This window comes from Trinickia sp. Z7, from assembly GCF_056498045.1.
Genome location: NZ_JAUEQW010000003.1, coordinates 238,638 through 257,380 on the forward strand (window position 1 = coordinate 238,638; position 18,743 = coordinate 257,380).

Below are 18,743 nucleotides of genomic sequence, written 5' to 3' on the forward strand. Positions count from 1 at the left end.
CTGCATTGGCGTCACTGCTTGGCGAAGCGAATCACAGCGGTATCGATGCCGGCATCGGACAGACGCTGACGCGTGGAATTCATGTCCTCGAACTTCGAGAACGGCCCGATGCGGACGCGATAGTACGTCACGCCGCCCGCATCGCGCTGCGACACCTTCGATTCGAAGCCCTGGAAGGCCAGCCGCGCACGCTGCTGCTCCGCGTCGGCGGCGGTTTTATACGCGCCGACTTGCAGGAAATAGCCCGTGTTGGCATCGGCCGCCGCCGGTGCGCCGTTGTTCGCATGCGGCGCGCTTCCTGCCGCCGCCGGGGGCACATTCGCCACTTGAGGCGGTTTCTTCTGCTGAGCCGCCGAGTTCGGCTGGCCCTGCGCCTGTTGTTGCTGCTGCTGTTGCGCAGGCGCGCTGCCTACCGCGCTCGACGCGCCCGAGGGCGGTACCTCGACGATTTGCGGCTCTTGCAGCAAACCCGGCGCTTGCGGCTGCACCGACGATTGCCCCGGCGCGGTATTGGGCGAGGCAGGCGTTTGCTGGGCGGCCTGCGGCACGGGTTGGCCCGGGGTCTTGCCTTGCAGCGCGCGATTCGGGTCGAACTGCTGCTCGACCGTTCCCGCCTCGGACGCCCCATTCGGCGCGACCTTCGCTACGAACGGCGTGGGCGCGCGCGTGATGTAGAGCGCGACGACGACGGCGATCGCGAGGCCGACGATCAAGCCCAGCACGACGCCGAGGAATGTTCCCCCGCTTTGCTTCGAGTGCTTGGATGTATTGCGTGGCGAAGTGCGGCTCGGTTTTGCCATTATCTGAATCACCTGCGAAAGAAACACGGGGGCGGCGCACGCCAAGCGAATGCCGCGCGGCGCGCGGCATCGATTATAGCGACGGCGCGTGGACCCGCGCCGCGAACGTGCGCAACGTTACATCTTGGCTGGCGCCGAAACGCCGATCATTGCGAGACCGTTGGCGAGCACTTGCCGTGTGGCCGCCAAGAGGGCGATGCGCGCGTCGCGCTCGGCTTGGACATCGACGAGCACGCGCTCGGCATTGTAGAACGAGTGGAATTCGCTCGCGAGTTCGCGCAGGTAGAACGCGATCGCGTGCGGCGCCAGCTCGGAGGCCGCGTGCGTGAGCATGTCGGGGTACTCGGCGAGCTTGTGCATGAGCGCCATTGCGCGCACGCTCGTGAGCGCCGACACGTCGATCCGCGGGAAGGCGGCTTCGTCGCCGCCGAAGCGCGTTTTCCATTCGGCGAGAATGGAGCAGATGCGCGCGTGCGCGTACTGCACGTAGTAGACGGGGTTCTCGTCGTTCTGCTTGAGCGCGAGATCGACGTCGAAGACGAACTCGGTGTCGGCCTTGCGCGAAATCAAGAAGAAGCGCACGGCGTCGCGGCCGCGCTGGATCGTCGCTTCGTCGAGCAGATCCGGTGCGGCCTCTTGCCCCGGCTGCGCGCCGCCCGACCATTCGATCAGATCGCGCACGGTCACGTAGCTGCCTGCGCGCTTGGAAATCTTCACTTCCTGGCCGTCGCGCATGACGGTGACCATCTTGTGCAGCACGTAGTCGGGGTAGCCCGCGGGGATGCCCACGCCGAGCGCCTGCAGCCCCGCGCGCACGCGCGCGATGGTGCCGTGGTGATCGGAGCCCTGCACGTTGATGACCTTCGAGAAGCCGCGTTCCCACTTCGTGACGTGATAGGCGACGTCGGGCACGAAATACGTATAGGTGCCGTCGGACTTGCGCATCACGCGGTCTTTGTCGTCGCCGTATTCGGTCGTGCGCAGCCAAAGCGCACCCTCTTGCTCGAACGTCTTGCCCGTGGCGATCAGAGCCTCGACCGTCTTGGCGACGCGGCCTTCCGTATAGAGCGACGATTCGAGGTAATAGCGGTCGAACTTCACGCCGAACGCTTGCAAATCCATATCCTGCTCGTGGCGCAGATAGGCGACGGCGAATTTGCGGATGGCGTCCAGATCGTCGATGTCGCCTTTGCCCTTGACGGGCTCGCCGTCTTTGGCCGCGACCGTCTCGCCGGTCATGTAGTCGTGCGCGATGTCGGCGATGTATTCGCCGTTGTAAGCGGCCTCGGGCCAGCCGGTGTCGCCCGGCTTCAAACCCTTCGCGCGTGCTTGGGTGGAAATCGCCAGGTTCTGGATCTGCACGCCCGCGTCGTTGTAATAGAACTCGCGATGCACGTCGTAGCCTTGGCTCGCGAGCACGTTCGCGAGCGCGTCGCCGAGCGCGGCTTGCCGGCCGTGGCCCAGGTGCAGCGGGCCGGTGGGATTGGCGGAAACGAACTCGACCAAGACGCGTTTGCCCGCCGCATGGGCGGAGCGGCCGAATGCGGCGCCTTCGGCGATCACGGCGGCGACGACGGCCTGCTTCGCTTGCGGCGTCAGGCGCACGTTGATGAACCCGGGGCCGGCGATCTCGGCCGTCTCGATCAAGTCCTTCGCGGCCGGTTGCGCGAGCAGCGCATCGACGATGCGTTGAGCGAGCTCGCGGGGGTTCTTCTGCAGCGGTTTGGCCAACTGCATGGCGACGTTGCAGGCCACGTCACCATGCGCGGCCGCCTTCGGGCGCTCGAGGGCGATGGCGGGCGCCGCGGCGGCATCGCCGTTTGCTTCGGTGACAACTTGCTTGACGCTGGCGGCGAGCAAGGCTTCGAGACTTTGTTTGTGTGCAGGCAGCATGCTGTTTCGATCGGTTCGGCAGTGGCAGTCCGCCGGGCGGACGCGGATGGTTGGCGCGAGGCGGGAAGGCAGCGCCCGCGGCGATGACGGGCGCGGGCCGCAAAGGTGCGCGTTTGAGTCTAGGCGGATTTTAGCAGGTGCTAATATGTCTCAATGAGGCGCCTGGCAAGCGTGGCTCGGCTCGCATGCTCCTAGGCGCGCCGAGTGCGCGCGGCAATCGATGCGGCCGGGCGCCGTCAGGCGCAAGTAAACAGAACGAAATGGGTCCATCATGTTGATTACATTCAAGTGTCGTGCGGCGCCGGAAGTCGTTATGCTCGAAAATCTGGCCCAGTACCTCGTTGGGATCGTCGGCAAGCAGTTGGGCGCGCGCGGCGTGATCACCCATGCCGAATTGCCCGCGGCCATCTCGAAGCTCGAGGCTGCGATCGTGACCGACAAGCAGGAAATCGCCGAGCACGAGGGGCATTTCCACGAAGGCGAAGAGGGGCACGAGCACCACGAGCTGCCGATCGGCCTCGCGCAGCGCGCTTTCCCGTTCCTCGACATGCTGCGGGCGGCGCACCGCGAAAACGCCGACGTCCTCTGGGGCGTGTGAAGCGCCCGGAGAGCGCCCAGCTCGCTTAAGCTCGCGCCGCGCCGAACGGCGGCGCGGCTGCTTGGCCGCTTTCGTAGGATCGAACGCGGTCGATCGCATCGAAGCCCGGCATACGTGAGCGGTGAGCGCGTACGCCGGGTTTTCCTTTATGGGGTGCGCCCGGGCCACGAGCGCCAGGCGGCCGCGAACATCTTCCAAAATACCTGGTTCACTGCCTTGCCGCCGACGCTTACAGCAGCGGTGCGAGCGCCCGCTCCGCTTCGGGCAGGCTCAGCGCATTGCGGCGTGCGAAATCTTCTACTTGATCGCGCCCGATCTTGCCCACCGAGAAATAGCGGCTCTCGGGATGGGCGATGTAAAAGCCCGACACGCTCGCGGCAGGCAGCATGGCAAGCGATTCCGTGACGGTCATGCCGATTTCGTCGGCCTTGAGCGCGGCGAATAGGTCGCGCTTGACGAGGTGGTCCGGGCAAGCGGGATAACCGGGGGCGGGCCGAATGCCGACGTACTGCTCCGAGATCAGGGCCTCGTTATCGAGCGTCTCGCTTGCCGCGTAGCCCCAGGTCTCTCGCCGCACGCGGGCGTGCAAGGCTTCGGCGAAGGCTTCGGCAAGACGATCGGCCAGCGCCTTGAGCATGATCGCGCTGTAGTCGTCGAGGTCGGCCAGGAACTGCTTTTCCTTGACATCGACGCCGATACCGGCCGTAACGGCGAACATGCCGATGTAATCGGCCACGCCCGAGTCCTTAGGCGCGATGAAATCGGCCAGCGAGCGATTTGGCCGCATCACGCCGTCCACCACCGGCCGCACGCTTTGCTGGCGCAGGTTGTGCCAGGTCAGCGCCACCTGCGTGCGCGATTCGTCGGTGTAGATTTCGATGTCGTCGTCGCCGACGGTATTTGCGGGAAGCAGCGCGATCACGCCGTTCGCCGTCAGCCAACGGCCCTGGATCAGCCGCGCGAGCATCGATTTCGCGTCGGAGAACACGCGCCGCGCCGATTCGCCGACTATCTCGTCGTTCAATATGGCCGGGTAGGGGCCGGCCAAATCCCAAGTTTGGAAGAACGGCCCCCAGTCGATGTAGTGCGCCAACTCGTTCAGATCGTAGTTCTTGAACACGCGCCGGCCGACGAAGGCGGGCTTGACCGGGTGGTATGCCGCCCAATCGATCTTGGCCTTGTTCGCGCGCGCGGCAGCGAGCGTCACCATCGGCTGCGCCTTCTTGTTGGCGTGTTGCTGCCGGATGCGATCGTAGTCGGCTTTCAACTCGTCGAGGTACTTGGCCGCCCCTTCGTCCGACAGCAGGCTCGAGGCCACCGAAACCGAGCGCGAGGCATCGGGCACGTAGACGACCGGCCCCTCGTAGTTCGGCGCGATTTTCACTGCCGTATGCACGCGCGAGGTAGTCGCGCCGCCGATGAGCAGCGGAATCTTCTTGATGCGGAAGTACTCGTCGCGCTGCATTTCCGACGCGACGTAGGCCATCTCTTCGAGGCTTGGCGTGATCAGGCCGGAGAGCCCCACGATGTCCGCGCCTTCGACCTTCGCTTTGGCGAGGATCTCGTTGCACGGGACCATCACGCCCATGTTGACGACTTCGAAGTTGTTGCACTGGAGCACGACCGACACGATGTTCTTGCCGATGTCGTGAACGTCGCCCTTGACGGTGGCGATTACGATCTTGCCCTTGGCCCGCACGTCGCCGCCCGCTTCGGCCAGTCGTTTCTTTTCTTCTTCGATGAACGGAATCAGATGCGCGACGGCCTGCTTCATGACGCGCGCCGATTTGACCACTTGCGGCAGGAACATCTTGCCCTGGCCGAACAAATCGCCCACGACGTTCATGCCGTCCATGAGCGGCCCCTCGATCACGTTGATCGGCCGCCCGCCCGCCGCGGCGATCTTCGCGCGGGCCTCTTCCGTATCTTCGACGATGAAGTTCGTGATGCCGTGCACGAGCGCATGGGCGAGCCGAGCCTCGACCGGCTGATTGCGCCACTCGAGGTTTTCCTCCTTCTTCGCGGCGCCGGTCTTGAACTTGTCGGCGATTTCGAGCAAACGGTCGGTGGCGTCGTCGCGGCGGTTGAGGATGACATCCTCGACGCGCTCGCGCAATTCGGGATCGAGATCGGCGTAGACGCCGAGCTGCCCCGCGTTGACGATGCCCATGTCCATGCCCGCTTGAATCGCGTGACAGAGGAACACCGTATGGATCGCTTCGCGCACCGGATCGTTGCCGCGGAACGAGAACGAGACGTTCGAGACGCCGCCGCTCACCTTCGCATACGGCAGGTGTTGCTTGATCCAGCGCGTGGCGTTGATGAAATCGACGGCGTAGTTGTTGTGTTCCTCGATGCCCGTGGCGACCGCGAAGATGTTCGGGTCGAAAATGATGTCTTCGGGCTCGAAGCCCACTTCGTCGACGAGGATCCGATACGAGCGCTGGCAGATCTGCGTTTTGCGCTCGAAGGTATCGGCTTGGCCCGTTTCGTCGAACGCCATGACGACCGCCGCGGCGCCGTAGCGGCGAATCAGCCGGGCGTGATGGCGGAACGCCTCTTCGCCTTCCTTCATCGAGATCGAATTGACGATCGCCTTGCCCTGCACGCATTTGAGTCCGGCCTCGATCACCTCCCACTTGGACGAGTCGATCATGATCGGCACGCGAGCAATGTCGGGCTCGGAGGCGATGAGATTCAGAAAGCGCACCATGGCCGCTTTCGAATCGAGCATCGCCTCGTCCATGTTGATGTCGATGATCTGGGCGCCGTTTTCGACTTGCTGGCGCGCGACGGCGAGCGCTTCGTCGAACTGGCCGTTCAGAATCATGCGCGCGAACGCCTTGGAGCCCGTGACGTTCGTGCGCTCGCCGACGTTGATGAAGAGCGAGCCCGCACCGACGTTAAACGGCTCGAGGCCCGCAAGGCGCAACATGTGTTCTGTCATGGTGATCTTCGATGAAAGCAGGGTGAGGTGCGAAGAGACGGCGGGCGATCGCCAGCCTCAAGCCGCGTCGCGGTAGTGCGACCACGCGCGCGGCTTCACGCCGCTCAAGGCTTTTGCGATCGCCGCGATATGCTCGGGCGTCGTGCCGCAGCAGCCGCCGGCCAGATTCACGAGCCCGGCTTGCGCGAACTCTTCGAGCTGGCGCGACGTATCCTCCGGCGTTTCGTCGAAGCCCGTGTCGCTCATCGGATTGGGCAGCCCCGCGTTCGGATAGCACGACACGTAGGTGTCGCAAAGCTTCGCGAGCTCGGCGATATACGGGCGCATCAGCGCCGCGCCCAAGGCGCAGTTCAGCCCGAACGTAAGCGGCTTCGCGTGGCGCAGCGAATTCCAGAAGGCCTCGACCGTCTGCCCCGACAGAATGCGTCCCGATGCGTCCGTCACCGTCCCGGAAATCATCACGGGCAGCACCTCGCCGGTGTTCTCGAACAGTTCGTCGAGCGCGAACAGCGCCGCTTTGGCATTGAGCGTATCGAAGATCGTTTCGACGAGGAACACGTCCGCGCCGCCTTCGAGCAGCGCTTGCGCTTGTTCATAGTAGGCCGCGCGCAGTTCGTCGAACGTGACGTTGCGCGCACCCGGATCGTTGACGTCGGGCGAAATGCTGGCTGTTTTCGGCGTCGGCCCGATCGCGCCCGCGACGAAGCGCGGCTTGTCGGGCGTCGAATACTTATCGCAGGCCGCGCGTGCGAGCTTGGCCGATTCGAGGTTCATCTCGCGGGCGAGCGATTCCATGCCGTAGTCGGCTTGCGCCACCGTGGTGGCGCCGAACGTGTTGGTCTCGATGATGTCGGCGCCGGCCGCGAGGTACTGCTCGTGGATCTCGCTGATGATTTGCGGTTGCGTGAGCGAGAGCAATTCGTTGTTGCCCTTCACGTCGCGCGTGAAATCCTTGAACCGCTCGCCCCGATAGCGCGCTTCGTCGAGCTTGTAGCGTTGGATCATCGTACCCATCGCGCCGTCGAGGATCACGATGCGCGACGCGAGCAGCTCGGGCAAGCGAGCGCCTCGCGTGTAATGGATGCCGGAAGGAAGCGATCCGGCGGCGGGCGAGCCCGCGGGAGCGGCAGCGGACGTATTCATAGCGAGCGAGCGCGATGCGCGTTTTCGGGAGGGAGGAAAACCGTCATTGTAGCGGCTGCCGGGGTGGGCCGCCGGACGCCAGCCGGAGTCCTTGCCCTCGCGGTCAAAACAAAAACCCCGCCCGGCGAGCCGGACGGGGTTCGATGGGGTGCCGCTGCGCCCGCCAGGCGGGCTCCTCGGTCAGTGCAGCACGACGGGCTGCGTCATCAGGCTATCGAATTGGCCCAGGAACTCGTCGACTTCGTCGAGTGTGGGTTCTTCTTCAATGAGCTTGCGCACGTGTTCCCGAAACTGCGCCGCCAGTGCACCGTCGATGAAGATCTCGCGCTGCGTGTTCTTGTCTACGATTTCGTAGCCACCTGCGTTCATCGCGAGATGGCCGGCCTGCGGCGCGAATTCGACGACACAATAGTTGGGGCTGTTGTAGATCATTTGCATGGCGACACTCCTTTATTCCGATTGGCTCCTGGCCGTTTTCCGCCTAGTACGTGGAGCGCGTTGCATGGAATTTCAAGGGCTGGGTCTTAAACGACGCTTAAACCGGGTTGGAACATTGCAACCAAACATTGCCGCCGGTATACATCGCCGAGCTGATCGTCCACATGAAAGTTAGACCTTACCCATGCAAAACGTTCGCGCGGGAGGGAAAACATCGAGGATCGTCCGTGTGCCTCGATACACTTGATTACGGCACGCGCGAGCCGCTGGTTTAGGGCTGTTCACGCACGAGTGCCGGCGGCGTGCCCGCCGGCCCCGAGTCGGACGAATCATCCGGTGTCGCTGCGTTGGACGCATTTTCCGCGCCCGGGGGCGCGAGGCGGCCACGCCAGACCAACTCGAACTGCGACCCATTGGGTTCCGTTTGCATGATACGGACCGGCAGCCAGCCCAACATTGGTGCAAGCCATACGTCGATGCGGCGTCGATCGCCCTCGCGCCGCGGCAGTCTCATGAAGTGGCGCGCTTGCACGAATCCCTCTGCAGTGCGTACCGATTCGTCGCCGATGGTTTCGATCGGCCAAAGCTCGCCGCTATCGTCGTCCGCCACGTAGAACGCACGCGTGACGCCGGGCTCGTAGGCAGCGGGGTCGCCGCGCACGAGACTTGCAAGCTGCATCACCATGCTGAAGCGGTCTTGCGCGCCGTCTGGCAACGCCAGCGTCGCGCTCGTGCGGGTGAAGCCGATGCGCCCGGCCGTTCGGTCGAACGTCGTGACGTCCTCGGGGCGGCGTCCGCGCTTTTCCGTGTAGCGCGCGGGCGCAAGGCCGAAGGCGTCGATGCGGCCATGGCTCGCGTACGTGTACGTGCCGACGAACGGTAGCGGCACGGAGACGACCATGTCGTAGTCGTCGCCCTCGCTGGCCCAGTGGATCGTGCCCGGCGCGTTTTCCACACCGTTGTAAAAGGTGTTGTAGTGGAGATCGCCCGACGGCGGTACCGAGAAGCGTACGCCCGCGCTCGTTTCGCCAGCGGCGAGCGCGGCGGCGGCGCCCGTCGAGTTCGTTGCGTGCGGCCCGGCGACGCGAGCGCGCGTCGTTGCGTCCGCGTCCGTCGCGCTCGCCGCTTCGGGGGCGGGCGGCGCGCTCGGCTCGGGCGCGAGCGCGTGCAGCACCGGTGCTTGCCGCCCCCCGCTACGCTCGCTGCGCCCACGCGCCGCAACGGCACTGCGTTCGGGCGCAGCGCGAGCGATCGGTTGCGCGGTCAACAACGCGATCTGCAGCGGCGGTTTCACGACCCCGGGCGCGAACGTATCGCGATGCTCGGCGAACCAGAGCAGCGCCGCGCCGTGCAGTGCGATCGTCGCCCCCAGCACGAGGCCCCACCGCAGCGCGCGCCCGCGGGGCTCGCGACGAGGGCGATCGGCATGAACGGCGTCGGAAACCATGATGTACGACATAGGGGCAAGCTCGAACGTCGCCAAAGGGGCGATGCGTCGAGCGACGAAATTGCTTCATGAAGGACAGACAACGACGATGATGCCTGCAAATGGCCAAGCCTGCCGGACGCGGATGCAGCGGCGGCTTCGACCCGCGTCACCCGCTACCACAGGCGCCCACCGTTGCCATGGCGTTAGCGCGCGGTCTCGCTGTAGCCGAGCTCGTACGACAGGCGCTGCGCGCATGCTTTGAGTTCGACCGCGATCTCGCCATCCCACGACAGGTCGAACGCGCCTTCGTGGCCGAGCGCGATCAGTCCCAACGCAAGGGCGCCCGCGGCGTCGAACACGGGCATGCAGAACGCGTGAATCGTGGGCAGCAGCATGCCCGCCACGCGCGCTGCGCCGTTCACGCGCACTTCATCGAGCGCGCGTTCGAGTTCGGCCTCGCTGCGCGGCCCGCTCGCATGCGCCGAGCGGCGCGAGTCGGCGAGTTCGCGCTCGATCATCGGCTGGGTCTTGCCCCGAGGCAGATAGGCGGCGAACAGCAGGCCGGTGGCCGATCCGAGCAGCGGCATGACATCGCCGAGCTTGAGCGACGCCTTTGCCGGGTAGCTCGACTCCATCCAATGGACGACGGTCGGCCCGAGATTGCCCCAGACGGCGATGCCCACCGTGATGTCGAGCCGGTCGCGCAACTGCGCGAGGGCGAGCCTCGCGAGCTTGACGCCGTCCACGCGCGCAAGCCGCGCGAGTCCCATTTGCAGCGCGAAACCGCCCAACTCGTAACGCCCCGAAACAGGATCTTGCGCGACCACGCCAAGGCGCGAGAAGCTCACGAGGTATCGATGCGCCTTGGCGGGGCTCATTTGCGCCTGCTTTGCCAGATCGCGCAACATCATCGCGCGCGGCTCCCGCGTCAAAACGTCGAGCAAGCGAAACCCCACTTCGATCGATTGGATGCCGGAGCGCGCTTTCTCTTCGCCATCGCCTTCTGCGGCTTCATCCTGCGCATCGAGCGGATCGCTGGGCGTGGGATCGGGTGAGTCGGGCGAGCGGGCAGAGGACGCGGACATGGCGGAGCGATACCGAGAAGAGACCAAAAAAGGCGGATAACGACGACAAACGACAGGACCGGCGAGAGCGACGCAAGAGCCGCGAGCCGAAGCCGGCTGGGGCGCGGCGCGCGAGTGGAGGGCGCACGGCGTTCACCATCGTAAAATACATTCCCTCCATCGTCATCTCACGGCTCCGATCTTCTCACATGAAACTCGCCACGCTCAAAGACGGCTCGCGCGACGGCCAACTGATCGTCGTCTCGCGCGACCTGCGCACTGCCGCGATCGCAGACGCGATCGCGCCGACCTTGCAGCGCGCACTCGACGATTGGCCCTTCTACGCGCCGCAATTGGCCGAGCTTTACGATGCGCTCAACCAAGGCCGCGCCCGCCATGCCTTCACGTTCGAGCCGAAAGACTGCATGGCCCCGCTGCCGCGCGCCTTCCAGTGGGCGGACGGCTCCGCGTACGTCAATCATGTGGAGCTCGTGCGCCGCGCGCGCGGCGCGCAGATGCCGCCGGAGTTCTGGACCGACCCGCTGATGTACCAAGGCGGCAGCGACGATTTCCTCGGCCCGCGCGAGGACATCGTCTGCGCATCGGAAGCGTTCGGCATCGACTTCGAAGCCGAAGTGGCGGTCGTGACCGGCGACGTGCCGATGGGCGCGACGCCCGAGGCCGCGCTCAAGGCCGTGCGCCTGCTCATGCTCGTGAACGACGTGTCGCTGCGCAATTTGATTCCGGCCGAACTCGCCAAGGGCTTCGGCTTCTTTCAAAGCAAGCCGGCCACGGCGTTTTCGCCCGTGGCCGTGACGCCCGACGAATTGGGGGGGCACTGGCGCGAGGGCCGCGTGGAGCGCCCGATGATCGTGCATTGGAACGGCAAGAAGGTGGGGCAGCCCGATGCGGGCGTCGATATGGTGTTCCATTTCGGGCAGTTGATCGCGCATGCGGCGAAGACGCGCAACCTGCGTGCGGGCGCGATCGTCGGCTCGGGCACGGTATCGAACAAGGACGAGAAGCGCGGCTACTGCTGCATTGCCGAGAAGCGCTGTCTGGAAACGATCGCCAACGGCGAGCCGCAGACGGAGTTCATGAAGTACGGCGACACGGTCAAGATCGAAATGTTCGACGAGGCGGGCAAGTCGATCTTCGGCGCCATCGAGCAATCGGTCGCGCCGCTCGAGGCCGCATAAGCGCTCAGCGGGGGCCGCCGGGTTTGGCCCGATGCGCGCCCGTGCGCGCGGGCCTACACTGGCATCGTTCGTGCGCCGGGGCGCGCATCAGCATCCTCGATTTTCGAAGTTTCTTTTCCGAACGAACACGAGCCGATCCGGATGACCGACACTACGAATCTCGGCGATCTATCGCCATACGCCCACTATCGATCGCTGCGTTTGCGGCGTCATCCCCACGGCGTGCTCGAAGTCGTGATGAGCGGCGAGGGCATGAACAAGAGCGGCCTTGCCGCAGCCGACGAGCACATGCATCGCGAGCTCGCCGACATCTGGCGCGACATCGACCGCGATCCGCATACGCGCGTGGCCGTGATTCGCGGGGAAGGCAAGGGCTTCTCGGCCGGCGGCGATCTGGGGCTCGTCGAGCAGATGGCCGATCGCTTCGACGTGCGCTCGCGCGTTTGGCGCGAGGCGCGCGATCTCGTCTACAACGTCATCAATTGCAGCAAGCCGATCGTCTCGGCGATGCACGGCCCGGCGGTCGGCGCAGGCCTCGTTGCAGGGTTGCTGGCCGACATCTCGATCGCGGCCCACGATGCGCGCATCATCGACGGGCACACGCGCCTGGGCGTGGCGGCCGGCGATCATGCCGCCATCGTCTGGCCGCTCTTGTGCGGAATGGCCAAGGCGAAGTATTACCTGTTGCTGTGCGAGGCCGTGAGCGGCGCCGAGGCCGAGCGCATCGGGCTCGTTTCGCTGGCGGTCGATCAAGCTCAATTGCTGCCGAAAGCGTTCGAGGTGGCGTCCCGGCTCGCGCATGGGTCGCAAAGCGCCATCCGCTGGACCAAATACGCGCTCAACAATTGGCTGCGCATGGCCGGGCCCACCTTCGATACGTCGCTCGCGCTCGAATTCATGGGGTTCTCGGGCCCGGACGTGCGCGAGGGGATTCGTTCGCTGCGCGAGCGGCGCGCGCCCGAGTTCCCGGGCGGCGAAGATATCTCCTGACGCCTCGCGCCGGCGCGTCTTCTCCTATCTCACCTTCATCGCTCAATAAATAAAGGGGCACTCGATGACCGACACCACCGGCGGCAAGCCGCCTTTTCCGGGCTTTCCGGGTTTCCCGCCCGCCGAAATGCTCGACAAGATGTGGGACATGATGCGCATGACACCGTTCGGCGCGGCGTTTCCCGGCATGCAGCCGGGCACGGCGCAAGGCTTCGCTTCGCCGCTCACGGCCATGTCGGAGATGATGTCGCCGCTCATGAACGTCGAAGAGCTCGACAAGCGCATCACGGATATGCGCGCCGTCGAGCAATGGCTCAAGCTCAACCTGAACATGCTGCAGTCGGCCATTCAGGCGCTCGAAGTGCAGCGAGCGACGCTCGCGACGCTGCGCGCCTTCGGTGCCTTCGCGCAGGACGCGATGGCGCAGCCGGCCGAGGGCGCGAGCCAGGCCGCTGCGCGCGCGAGCGGCCCATCGCCGTGGAGCGCCGCGGCGAGCGGGGCCGATGCGAGCCACGAGGGGGCCAAGGGCGCGACTGCATCCCCGGATGCGCAATCGCCGGGGGCGCAGGCAAGCGAGGGCGGCTCGGCCGGCGAGGGCGGTCCCGCCTTCGACCCCTCCCCATGGTGGAACATGCTGCAATCCCAATTCAACCAACTCGCCGCTTTCGCCATGACGCAACCGGGCGCGGGCGCCGGCAGCGAGGCGGCAACGAGCGCAGACGCGGCGAAGAAGAAGCCCGGCGCTGCGGCGCGCGGGACAAAGAGCGCAGCCGGCGGCGCCTCCGCGGCGAGCGCCAAGCCGGCGGTCAAGCGCGCACCCGCGCGCAAGAGCGGCGCGGCGCCTGCTGCCGGACCCGGTAGCGGCGGGGGGCGCGGGGAGAAATGAGCGGCGCACGTAAGCGCATGCTCTGCCGCGCGGCGCACTCGTCGCGTTCGTGGCGGCCGCGGCACGCAACCTGCGAGGCGGGGGCTATGCTCTTTCCCACCGATCGCTCACCGTGAAGCTCGCGTTGGTCTTGATGGGCGGCGGCGCGCGGGCCGCCTACCAAGTCGGTGCGCTCAAGGCGCTTCGAGAAATCGCGCACGAATTGGCGCCCAACAGGCGAGCGAGTCCGTTTACGATCGTATGCGGCACCTCCGCCGGTGCGATCAATGCCGCCTCGATCGCGAGCCATGCGGACGATTTCGAACTGGGCGTACGCCGGCTCGTCGATTTCTGGTCGAACATCCGCGCGGAGCAGGTCTATCGTACCGATTGGCGCGGCGTGGCCGCGGCCGGCGCGCGTTGGCTCGCGGCGATGAGCTTCGGCTGGGCGGTGCGGCGCTCGCCGCGGGCGCTGTTCGACAACAGTCCGCTCGCCGCCCTGCTGCACGAGGCGCTCGATTTTTCGCGCATCGGCGAAATGCTCGATTCGCACGTGCTGCATGCGTTGTCGGTTACGGCGCTCAGCTACTCGAGCGGCCGGCATCTGACGTTCTACCAGGCCGGGGAGCCGATCCAATCGTGGCGGCGCGCTCAGCGCGGCGCGCGCATGGTGGCGCTCACGCCGGAGCATCTGCTTGCATCGGCGGCGATCCCCTATTTGTTTCCGGCGGTGCCGCTCGAGCTGGACGGCTGCACGGAATATTTCGGCGACGGTTCGATCCGGCAAACCGCGCCGTTGAGCCCCGCGATCCACTTCGGGGCGCATCGTATCGTCGTGCTGGGGGCGTCGGCCCCCAGGCCCGAAGTACCGGCCGCGGCCGGCATCGAAAGCGGCTACCCCTCGTTGGCCCAGATCGGGCAGCAGGTGCTCGCCAGTGTCTTCCTCGATTCGATCGGCGCCGATATCGAACGCATCGATAACATCAACCGCATGATTTCCTACCTGCCGCACCACGTCGAGCCCGAGAGCGCATGGCGTCACGTCGAGGTGCTGGCGATCGCGCCGAGCGAACGGATCGAAATCCTCGCGGCGCGCCACCTCAAGCGGTTACCGGTCACCGTGCGAGGACTGCTCGGCGCCGTCGGCGGCAATCGTGCGGCGGGCGCGTCGTTTGCGAGCTACTTGCTCTTCGAGGCCGAGTTCGCCGCCGAACTGATCGAGCTCGGTTTTCGCGATGCGCTGGCCCAACGCGGGCGGCTGGCCGAGTGGATCGGCGCGCTGCTCGAAGGGGGCGAGGCAGGCATGGCGCTCGGCACGGCGGGAGGGGTCCGCGGACACGAGACCGAGGCCCAGACCGATATCGACCCGACGAACGACGATGGCTGAGCGTGGCTGCCAAAGCGTTGTTGCGGCGCGTCGGCGGGCCTTGCGCGGCCGGCGGCGTAAGCCGCGCATGCTATCATTCCAAAGATTTCGATCCGTGGGCGAATAGCGAAAAACCATGATCGCGGCAGGTCGTTGCGCCGCCGTCCGCCGGACACCGAAAGCGGCGCGCAGCGCGGCGCCGTGTTCGATCATCGTCAAGGCGCTTCGCGCCAGCCGGTGCCTGTCATGCGAAGGCGTCGCCGCACGGGCGGCCTTGCGTTCGATCAATAAACGGTCGCGATCGCCGCGTAAGATGGCCGGTTTTCGCCGCGCGGGCGGGTGCGACACCTACGTGCGCGGCAATAGTCATACGAGTTGCAATGGGCAGACCAGGGGCGGGACCTATGAACACCATGCTTTATCCGGAACTTTACAAATCGCTCGAATCGGTCCGATGGGATATGGAGAAGGACATCCCCTGGGACAAATTCGACGCGTCGCTGCTGACGGACGAGCAGGCGACGACGATCAAAATGAACGCCATCACCGAATGGTCGGCGCTGCCCGCCACGGAGATGTTCCTGCGCGACAACCATCACGACAGCGATTTTTCGGCGTTCATGAGCGTTTGGTTCTTCGAGGAGCAAAAGCATTCGCTGGTCTTGATGGAATACCTGCGCCGCTTCAAGCCGGAGATGGTGCCCACGGAAGCCGAGTTGCACGCGGTGCGCTTCGAATTCGATCCTGCGCCGCCGCTCGAGACGCTGATGCTGCATTTCTGCGGCGAGATCCGCCTGAACCATTGGTATCGCCGTGCCGCCGAATGGCACACCGAACCCGTGATCAAGCACATCTACGAAACCATTTCGCGCGACGAAGCGCGTCATGGCGGCGCTTATTTGCGCTACATGAAGAAGGCCATGACGAACTGCGGCGACGTCGCGCGCGCGGCGTTCGCGAAAATCGGCGTGCTGATGGCGTCGGCGCGCCGGACCGAAAAGCCGCTGCACCCCACCAACCTGCACGTGAACCGCGATCTGTTCCCGCGCGACACGATTCAATCGCGGCTACCCGATCCGGAATGGCTCGAGCGCTGGCTCGACGAGCAAATCCGTTTCGACGACGGTTGGGAGAAGAAGGTCGTCGAGCGCATTTTGCACAACCTGTCGCTGCTGTTCGGGCGCACGTTCACGACGGCCCAAGAATTGAACCGCTATCGCAAGGAAGTCTCGGCGCGCTTGCAGCCGCCGGCGGCGGCCGAGCAGCATCAGCCGGCCTGATTCGCGCATGGCCGCTTCGGGTCCCGTCTCGTTCGAGCGCAAGATCGTCACGCGCGAGGCGCTTGCCGCGCGGCGCGATGCGCTGGCCGCGCCGGTCGTTTTCACGAACGGCGTCTTCGATATCCTCCATCGCGGGCACGTGACTTACCTCGCGCGCGCGAAGGCGCTCGGCGCTTGCTTGATCGTCGGGGTCAACAGCGACGCATCGGTGCGCGAGCTAGGCAAGGGGGACGATCGGCCGATCAATCGCGAGGACGATCGCATGGCTTTGCTGGCGGCGCTGGAGAGCGTCGACTGGGTCGTGCGGTTCGAGGAGCGCACCCCCGTCGAGTTGATTCGCGCGCTGCGCCCGGACGTTCTCGTCAAAGGGGGCGATTACGACATGGACGCGCTGCCCGAATCCGCCCTCGTTCGCGGCTGGGGCGGGCGCGCGCTTGCCATTGCATTCGAGCATCAGCGCTCGACCACCGCGCTGCTCGAAAAGGTGCGCTCGCAGGCGGGGCGCGCCTAGCCGGCCCCCGGGCGAGCCGCGCATGGCAAGCCGAAGCGGGGCGCAACGGCGCCGCTATCCGTTTCCGTTTCCATTATCGGCCCAGCGGTGCGGCTGCGATTGCGGGCATTGGGTTAGGGCCGCCTATAACAGGCTGTTCCGCCGCGTCGGCCTCCGAGATCGGGCGGGCCTTCAGCCACTCGGGATGGACTTGACGTTCGAGATGATGGGGCTCGCGCGGCCCCGACGCCGGCAGTGGACCGAGCATGCCGCTGGCCAAGGCGAAAGCGACCAAATTGGCGAGAAACAGAATAGCGATTAGCCAACGCAACATCGTCGTGTCTCCAATGTCGGCACCTACCGGTTCGGGTGTACTTCTGAGGCACTTCTTTTCACATCCCGCTCAACCCCGCCGCGCACTGTCTTCTGCGGCGATCAACGCAAGCCCGGAGAGCACGAGCGTATCGTGGCGCGTATGCGGCACGTCGAGCGCGGCGGCCACCTCGTGAGCCGCGCCGCCGCCCACGACCAAGCGAACGTCTTGCCGCCACGCGCGACACAGTTCGCGCCAGCCGCGTTCGATCAGTCCGGCTTGGGCCAATAGCGAGCCGGCCGTCATCGCATGGCGCGTGTCGGCGGCGAACCAGTGCTGCGCCAGCGCGTCACCCACGAGCGTGCGCACCGACTCGGCCGCGAGCGTCGGCAATTGCGCCGTATGCTCGCCCAGCGAGCGCATCATCAGCGACCACCCCGGCGCGATCATACCCCCGACGAAGCGGCCGTCCGCGGTGAGCGCTTCGAGCGTCGTCGCGGTGCCGAGCGTGGCGATCAAGAGCGGCTCGCCCGGGAACGCCGCATGGGCGCCGATGAGTCCAGCCCAACGGTCGCTGCCGAGTCGTTCGGGGGCGCCGTATCCGTTGATCACGCCGCATTGGCGCGCGCACGCGCGCACGAACGTGCGCGGCACGCCCGGCCACTGCGCATCCAATAGCGCATGTAGGCGCTGTGCGACGGTTTCGCCCGCGACGTTGGAAATCCACACCGCGCTCGGCCGGGGCAGGGCGGCCCACTCGGCTGCTGCCGCCTTCGAATCGGGCGCAGCGGCCGCTTGCATGCGCGCCTCAGGATGCTCGTGCTCGGCGCCGCCGTGCCGCTCGCCGTCTTCGCCTCGCGGGCCGTGCGCGAACACACCGCTATGGAGGACGGCGCCGCTCGGGCGGGCGAGCGCCCATTTGACCCGGCTATTGCCGGCGTCGATCAACAGGAACGGCGCACCGCCGCTCATGGTGCGTCCGTCGCAAGCCGCAGCGAGACATCGCCGGTTGCGATCGCTTGCACGCCGGTGTCGGTCGACAGCAGCAGTTGCCCCGAACCGTCGACGCCCGTGGCGATGCCGCGGGCCAATTCGACGCCTTTATCGAGCAGCACGACCTCGCGATTCGCGTACGCGTGCCGGATGTTCCAGCGGTCGACGAACGCGGCGAACCCTCGAGTGCCGAAGTGCTCGATCATGTCGGTCAGCGCTTTGACGACGACGGCCAGCGTATCGGTCAGATTCGCGTTCGGTAGCGCCTGCGAAAGCGCGGCCGGTTGGGTGGCGCGCGTTTGGGCCGGAACTTTCGCCGCCGCGGCGTCGAGTTCGGCTTCGAGCGCTTCGTCGCGGCGCACGTTGATGCCGACGCCGATGACGACCGCGCTGGCCCTATCCGTGCTCCAAGCCGTCTCGATCAGGATGCCCGCGAGCTTGCCGCCATCGAGCAGCACGTCGTTCGGCCATTTGAGCGCGAACCGCTTGGCTTCGGCGGGAGCCAGGCGTGCAAGGCTTTCGACCACGGCGACGCCCGTTGCCAAACTGAGGCCGGCGAGCCCCGCGAGCGGCCGCGGCAATACGCAGGCAAGCGAAAACGTCAGCGCGTGTCCGGGGGTTGTCCGCCAACTGCGGCCCTGCCTCCCGCGTCCCGCCGTTTGCCGGTATGCGGCGCGCACGGCGTGCACGCCCCAAGCCGCGCGCTCGCGCGGCAATGCCTTCATGCGCGCCATGAGGTCGCTATTGGTCGAGGCCGTCTCGTCGACGATCTCGAGCGCGTCGGCCGCGATCGCACCGGCTGCGCCGGCGCGAGCTCGCTCGCGATCGATGCGCCAGTCGTCGGTTCGGCTGTCGGTCGCGGCGCCCGGGTTGGGGGGAGAAAGAGGGGTATCGGTCATGGCTGTATTGTAGTGAAGGCCGAGCGCGCCGGGTCG

At 66.1% G+C, this 18,743-nt stretch carries 17 protein-coding genes; 7 read left to right on the forward strand and 10 right to left on the reverse strand.

Going from position 1 to position 18,743, the window contains the following annotated elements; translation table 11 throughout:
- Window positions 1–11: 11 nt before the first annotated feature.
- Window positions 12–800 (reverse strand): SPOR domain-containing protein, encoded by a 789-nt coding sequence (locus tag QQS38_RS07565; protein WP_479644756.1) that lies wholly within the window; start codon window positions 798–800, stop codon window positions 12–14.
- A gap of 117 nt (window positions 801–917) precedes the next feature.
- The gene (gene argS / locus QQS38_RS07570; protein WP_479644757.1) at window positions 918–2,693 is read right to left on the reverse strand and encodes an arginine--tRNA ligase; all 1,776 of its coding nucleotides are present in this window, start codon (window positions 2,691–2,693) and stop codon (window positions 918–920) included.
- A gap of 271 nt (window positions 2,694–2,964) precedes the next feature.
- On the opposite strand from argS, the gene QQS38_RS07575 reads away from it, so the two are divergent.
- Window positions 2,965–3,291 carry a DUF1840 domain-containing protein gene (locus tag QQS38_RS07575; RefSeq protein ID WP_479644758.1) on the forward strand — a complete coding sequence of 109 codons (327 nt, stop codon included), beginning with the start codon at window positions 2,965–2,967 and terminating at the stop codon, window positions 3,289–3,291.
- Window positions 3,292–3,520: 229 nt separating this feature from the next.
- On the opposite strand, the gene metH is transcribed toward QQS38_RS07575, so the two are convergent.
- The 5 genes from metH to QQS38_RS07600 all read right to left on the reverse strand — a co-directional run bounded on the left by metH (window position 3,521) and on the right by QQS38_RS07600 (window position 10,333).
- Entirely contained in the window at window positions 3,521–6,238 is a 2,718-nt protein-coding gene (metH, locus tag QQS38_RS07580) for a methionine synthase (RefSeq protein WP_479644759.1), read from the reverse strand.
- A 57-nt stretch (window positions 6,239–6,295) separates the two neighbouring features.
- A complete protein-coding gene (locus QQS38_RS07585; RefSeq protein ID WP_479644760.1) occupies window positions 6,296–7,381 on the reverse strand; it encodes a homocysteine S-methyltransferase family protein in 1,086 nt (361 codons plus the stop codon).
- Window positions 7,382–7,561: 180 nt separating this feature from the next.
- A complete protein-coding gene (locus QQS38_RS07590) occupies window positions 7,562–7,819 on the reverse strand; it encodes a BTH_I0359 family protein (protein ID WP_325341690.1) in 258 nt (85 codons plus the stop codon).
- A gap of 271 nt (window positions 7,820–8,090) precedes the next feature.
- The gene (locus QQS38_RS07595) at window positions 8,091–9,278 is read right to left on the reverse strand and encodes a DUF3108 domain-containing protein (RefSeq protein WP_479644761.1); all 1,188 of its coding nucleotides are present in this window, start codon (window positions 9,276–9,278) and stop codon (window positions 8,091–8,093) included.
- 173 nt (window positions 9,279–9,451) lie between these two features.
- Entirely contained in the window at window positions 9,452–10,333 is an 882-nt protein-coding gene (locus QQS38_RS07600) for an IclR family transcriptional regulator (protein WP_479644762.1), read from the reverse strand.
- A 188-nt stretch (window positions 10,334–10,521) separates the two neighbouring features.
- On the opposite strand from QQS38_RS07600, the gene QQS38_RS07605 reads away from it, so the two are divergent.
- The 6 genes from QQS38_RS07605 (at window position 10,522) to rfaE2 (ending at window position 16,523) form a co-directional block, all read left to right on the forward strand.
- On the forward strand, window positions 10,522–11,511 hold the full coding sequence (locus QQS38_RS07605; RefSeq protein ID WP_479644763.1) for a fumarylacetoacetate hydrolase family protein: 990 nt from the start codon (window positions 10,522–10,524) through the stop codon (window positions 11,509–11,511).
- A gap of 141 nt (window positions 11,512–11,652) precedes the next feature.
- Window positions 11,653–12,501 (forward strand): enoyl-CoA hydratase/isomerase family protein, encoded by an 849-nt coding sequence (locus QQS38_RS07610; RefSeq protein WP_479644764.1) that lies wholly within the window; start codon window positions 11,653–11,655, stop codon window positions 12,499–12,501.
- Window positions 12,502–12,565: 64 nt separating this feature from the next.
- Window positions 12,566–13,387 carry a PhaM family polyhydroxyalkanoate granule multifunctional regulatory protein gene (locus QQS38_RS07615; RefSeq protein WP_479644765.1) on the forward strand — a complete coding sequence of 274 codons (822 nt, stop codon included), beginning with the start codon at window positions 12,566–12,568 and terminating at the stop codon, window positions 13,385–13,387.
- A gap of 112 nt (window positions 13,388–13,499) precedes the next feature.
- On the forward strand, window positions 13,500–14,753 hold the full coding sequence (locus tag QQS38_RS07620) for a patatin-like phospholipase family protein (RefSeq protein WP_479644766.1): 1,254 nt from the start codon (window positions 13,500–13,502) through the stop codon (window positions 14,751–14,753).
- A 383-nt stretch (window positions 14,754–15,136) separates the two neighbouring features.
- Entirely contained in the window at window positions 15,137–16,012 is an 876-nt protein-coding gene (locus tag QQS38_RS07625) for a ferritin family protein (RefSeq protein WP_479644767.1), read from the forward strand.
- A gap of 7 nt (window positions 16,013–16,019) precedes the next feature.
- Window positions 16,020–16,523, forward strand: coding sequence for a D-glycero-beta-D-manno-heptose 1-phosphate adenylyltransferase (rfaE2, locus tag QQS38_RS07630; RefSeq protein ID WP_479644768.1), 504 nt, complete (start codon window positions 16,020–16,022; stop codon window positions 16,521–16,523).
- Between the two features lie 73 nt (window positions 16,524–16,596).
- Here the strand turns inward: rfaE2 and QQS38_RS07635 are convergent, their stop codons facing one another.
- The 3 genes from QQS38_RS07635 to QQS38_RS07645 all read right to left on the reverse strand — a co-directional run bounded on the left by QQS38_RS07635 (window position 16,597) and on the right by QQS38_RS07645 (window position 18,707).
- A complete protein-coding gene (locus QQS38_RS07635; RefSeq protein WP_479644769.1) occupies window positions 16,597–16,836 on the reverse strand; it encodes a hypothetical protein in 240 nt (79 codons plus the stop codon).
- A 69-nt stretch (window positions 16,837–16,905) separates the two neighbouring features.
- A complete protein-coding gene (locus tag QQS38_RS07640) occupies window positions 16,906–17,787 on the reverse strand; it encodes a type III pantothenate kinase (RefSeq protein ID WP_479644770.1) in 882 nt (293 codons plus the stop codon).
- Complete coding sequence (locus tag QQS38_RS07645; protein ID WP_479644771.1) at window positions 17,784–18,707, reverse strand: biotin--[acetyl-CoA-carboxylase] ligase; 924 nt, start codon at window positions 18,705–18,707, stop codon at window positions 17,784–17,786. Before QQS38_RS07645 ends, QQS38_RS07640 begins: the two co-directional genes overlap by 4 nt.
- Window positions 18,708–18,743 lie beyond the last annotated feature (36 nt).

What these genes read in the sequence shown, in the direction of transcription:
- QQS38_RS07565 (WP_479644756.1), bottom strand. Translation starts at nt 800, where the DNA reads ATGGCAAAACCGAGCCGCACTTCGCCACGCAATACATCCAAGCACTCG.
- argS (WP_479644757.1), bottom strand. Translation starts at nt 2,693, where the DNA reads ATGCTGCCTGCACACAAACAAAGTCTCGAAGCCTTGCTCGCCGCCAGC.
- QQS38_RS07575 (WP_479644758.1), top strand. Translation starts at nt 2,965, where the DNA reads ATGTTGATTACATTCAAGTGTCGTGCGGCGCCGGAAGTCGTTATGCTC.
- metH (WP_479644759.1), bottom strand. Translation starts at nt 6,238, where the DNA reads ATGACAGAACACATGTTGCGCCTTGCGGGCCTCGAGCCGTTTAACGTC.
- QQS38_RS07585 (WP_479644760.1), bottom strand. Translation starts at nt 7,381, where the DNA reads ATGAATACGTCCGCTGCCGCTCCCGCGGGCTCGCCCGCCGCCGGATCG.
- QQS38_RS07590 (WP_325341690.1), bottom strand. Translation starts at nt 7,819, where the DNA reads ATGCAAATGATCTACAACAGCCCCAACTATTGTGTCGTCGAATTCGCG.
- QQS38_RS07595 (WP_479644761.1), bottom strand. Translation starts at nt 9,278, where the DNA reads ATGTCGTACATCATGGTTTCCGACGCCGTTCATGCCGATCGCCCTCGT.
- QQS38_RS07600 (WP_479644762.1), bottom strand. Translation starts at nt 10,333, where the DNA reads ATGTCCGCGTCCTCTGCCCGCTCGCCCGACTCACCCGATCCCACGCCC.
- QQS38_RS07605 (WP_479644763.1), top strand. Translation starts at nt 10,522, where the DNA reads ATGAAACTCGCCACGCTCAAAGACGGCTCGCGCGACGGCCAACTGATC.
- QQS38_RS07610 (WP_479644764.1), top strand. Translation starts at nt 11,653, where the DNA reads ATGACCGACACTACGAATCTCGGCGATCTATCGCCATACGCCCACTAT.
- QQS38_RS07615 (WP_479644765.1), top strand. Translation starts at nt 12,566, where the DNA reads ATGACCGACACCACCGGCGGCAAGCCGCCTTTTCCGGGCTTTCCGGGT.
- QQS38_RS07625 (WP_479644767.1), top strand. Translation starts at nt 15,137, where the DNA reads ATGAACACCATGCTTTATCCGGAACTTTACAAATCGCTCGAATCGGTC.
- rfaE2 (WP_479644768.1), top strand. Translation starts at nt 16,020, where the DNA reads ATGGCCGCTTCGGGTCCCGTCTCGTTCGAGCGCAAGATCGTCACGCGC.
- QQS38_RS07635 (WP_479644769.1), bottom strand. Translation starts at nt 16,836, where the DNA reads ATGTTGCGTTGGCTAATCGCTATTCTGTTTCTCGCCAATTTGGTCGCT.
- QQS38_RS07640 (WP_479644770.1), bottom strand. Translation starts at nt 17,787, where the DNA reads ATGAGCGGCGGTGCGCCGTTCCTGTTGATCGACGCCGGCAATAGCCGG.
- QQS38_RS07645 (WP_479644771.1), bottom strand. Translation starts at nt 18,707, where the DNA reads ATGACCGATACCCCTCTTTCTCCCCCCAACCCGGGCGCCGCGACCGAC.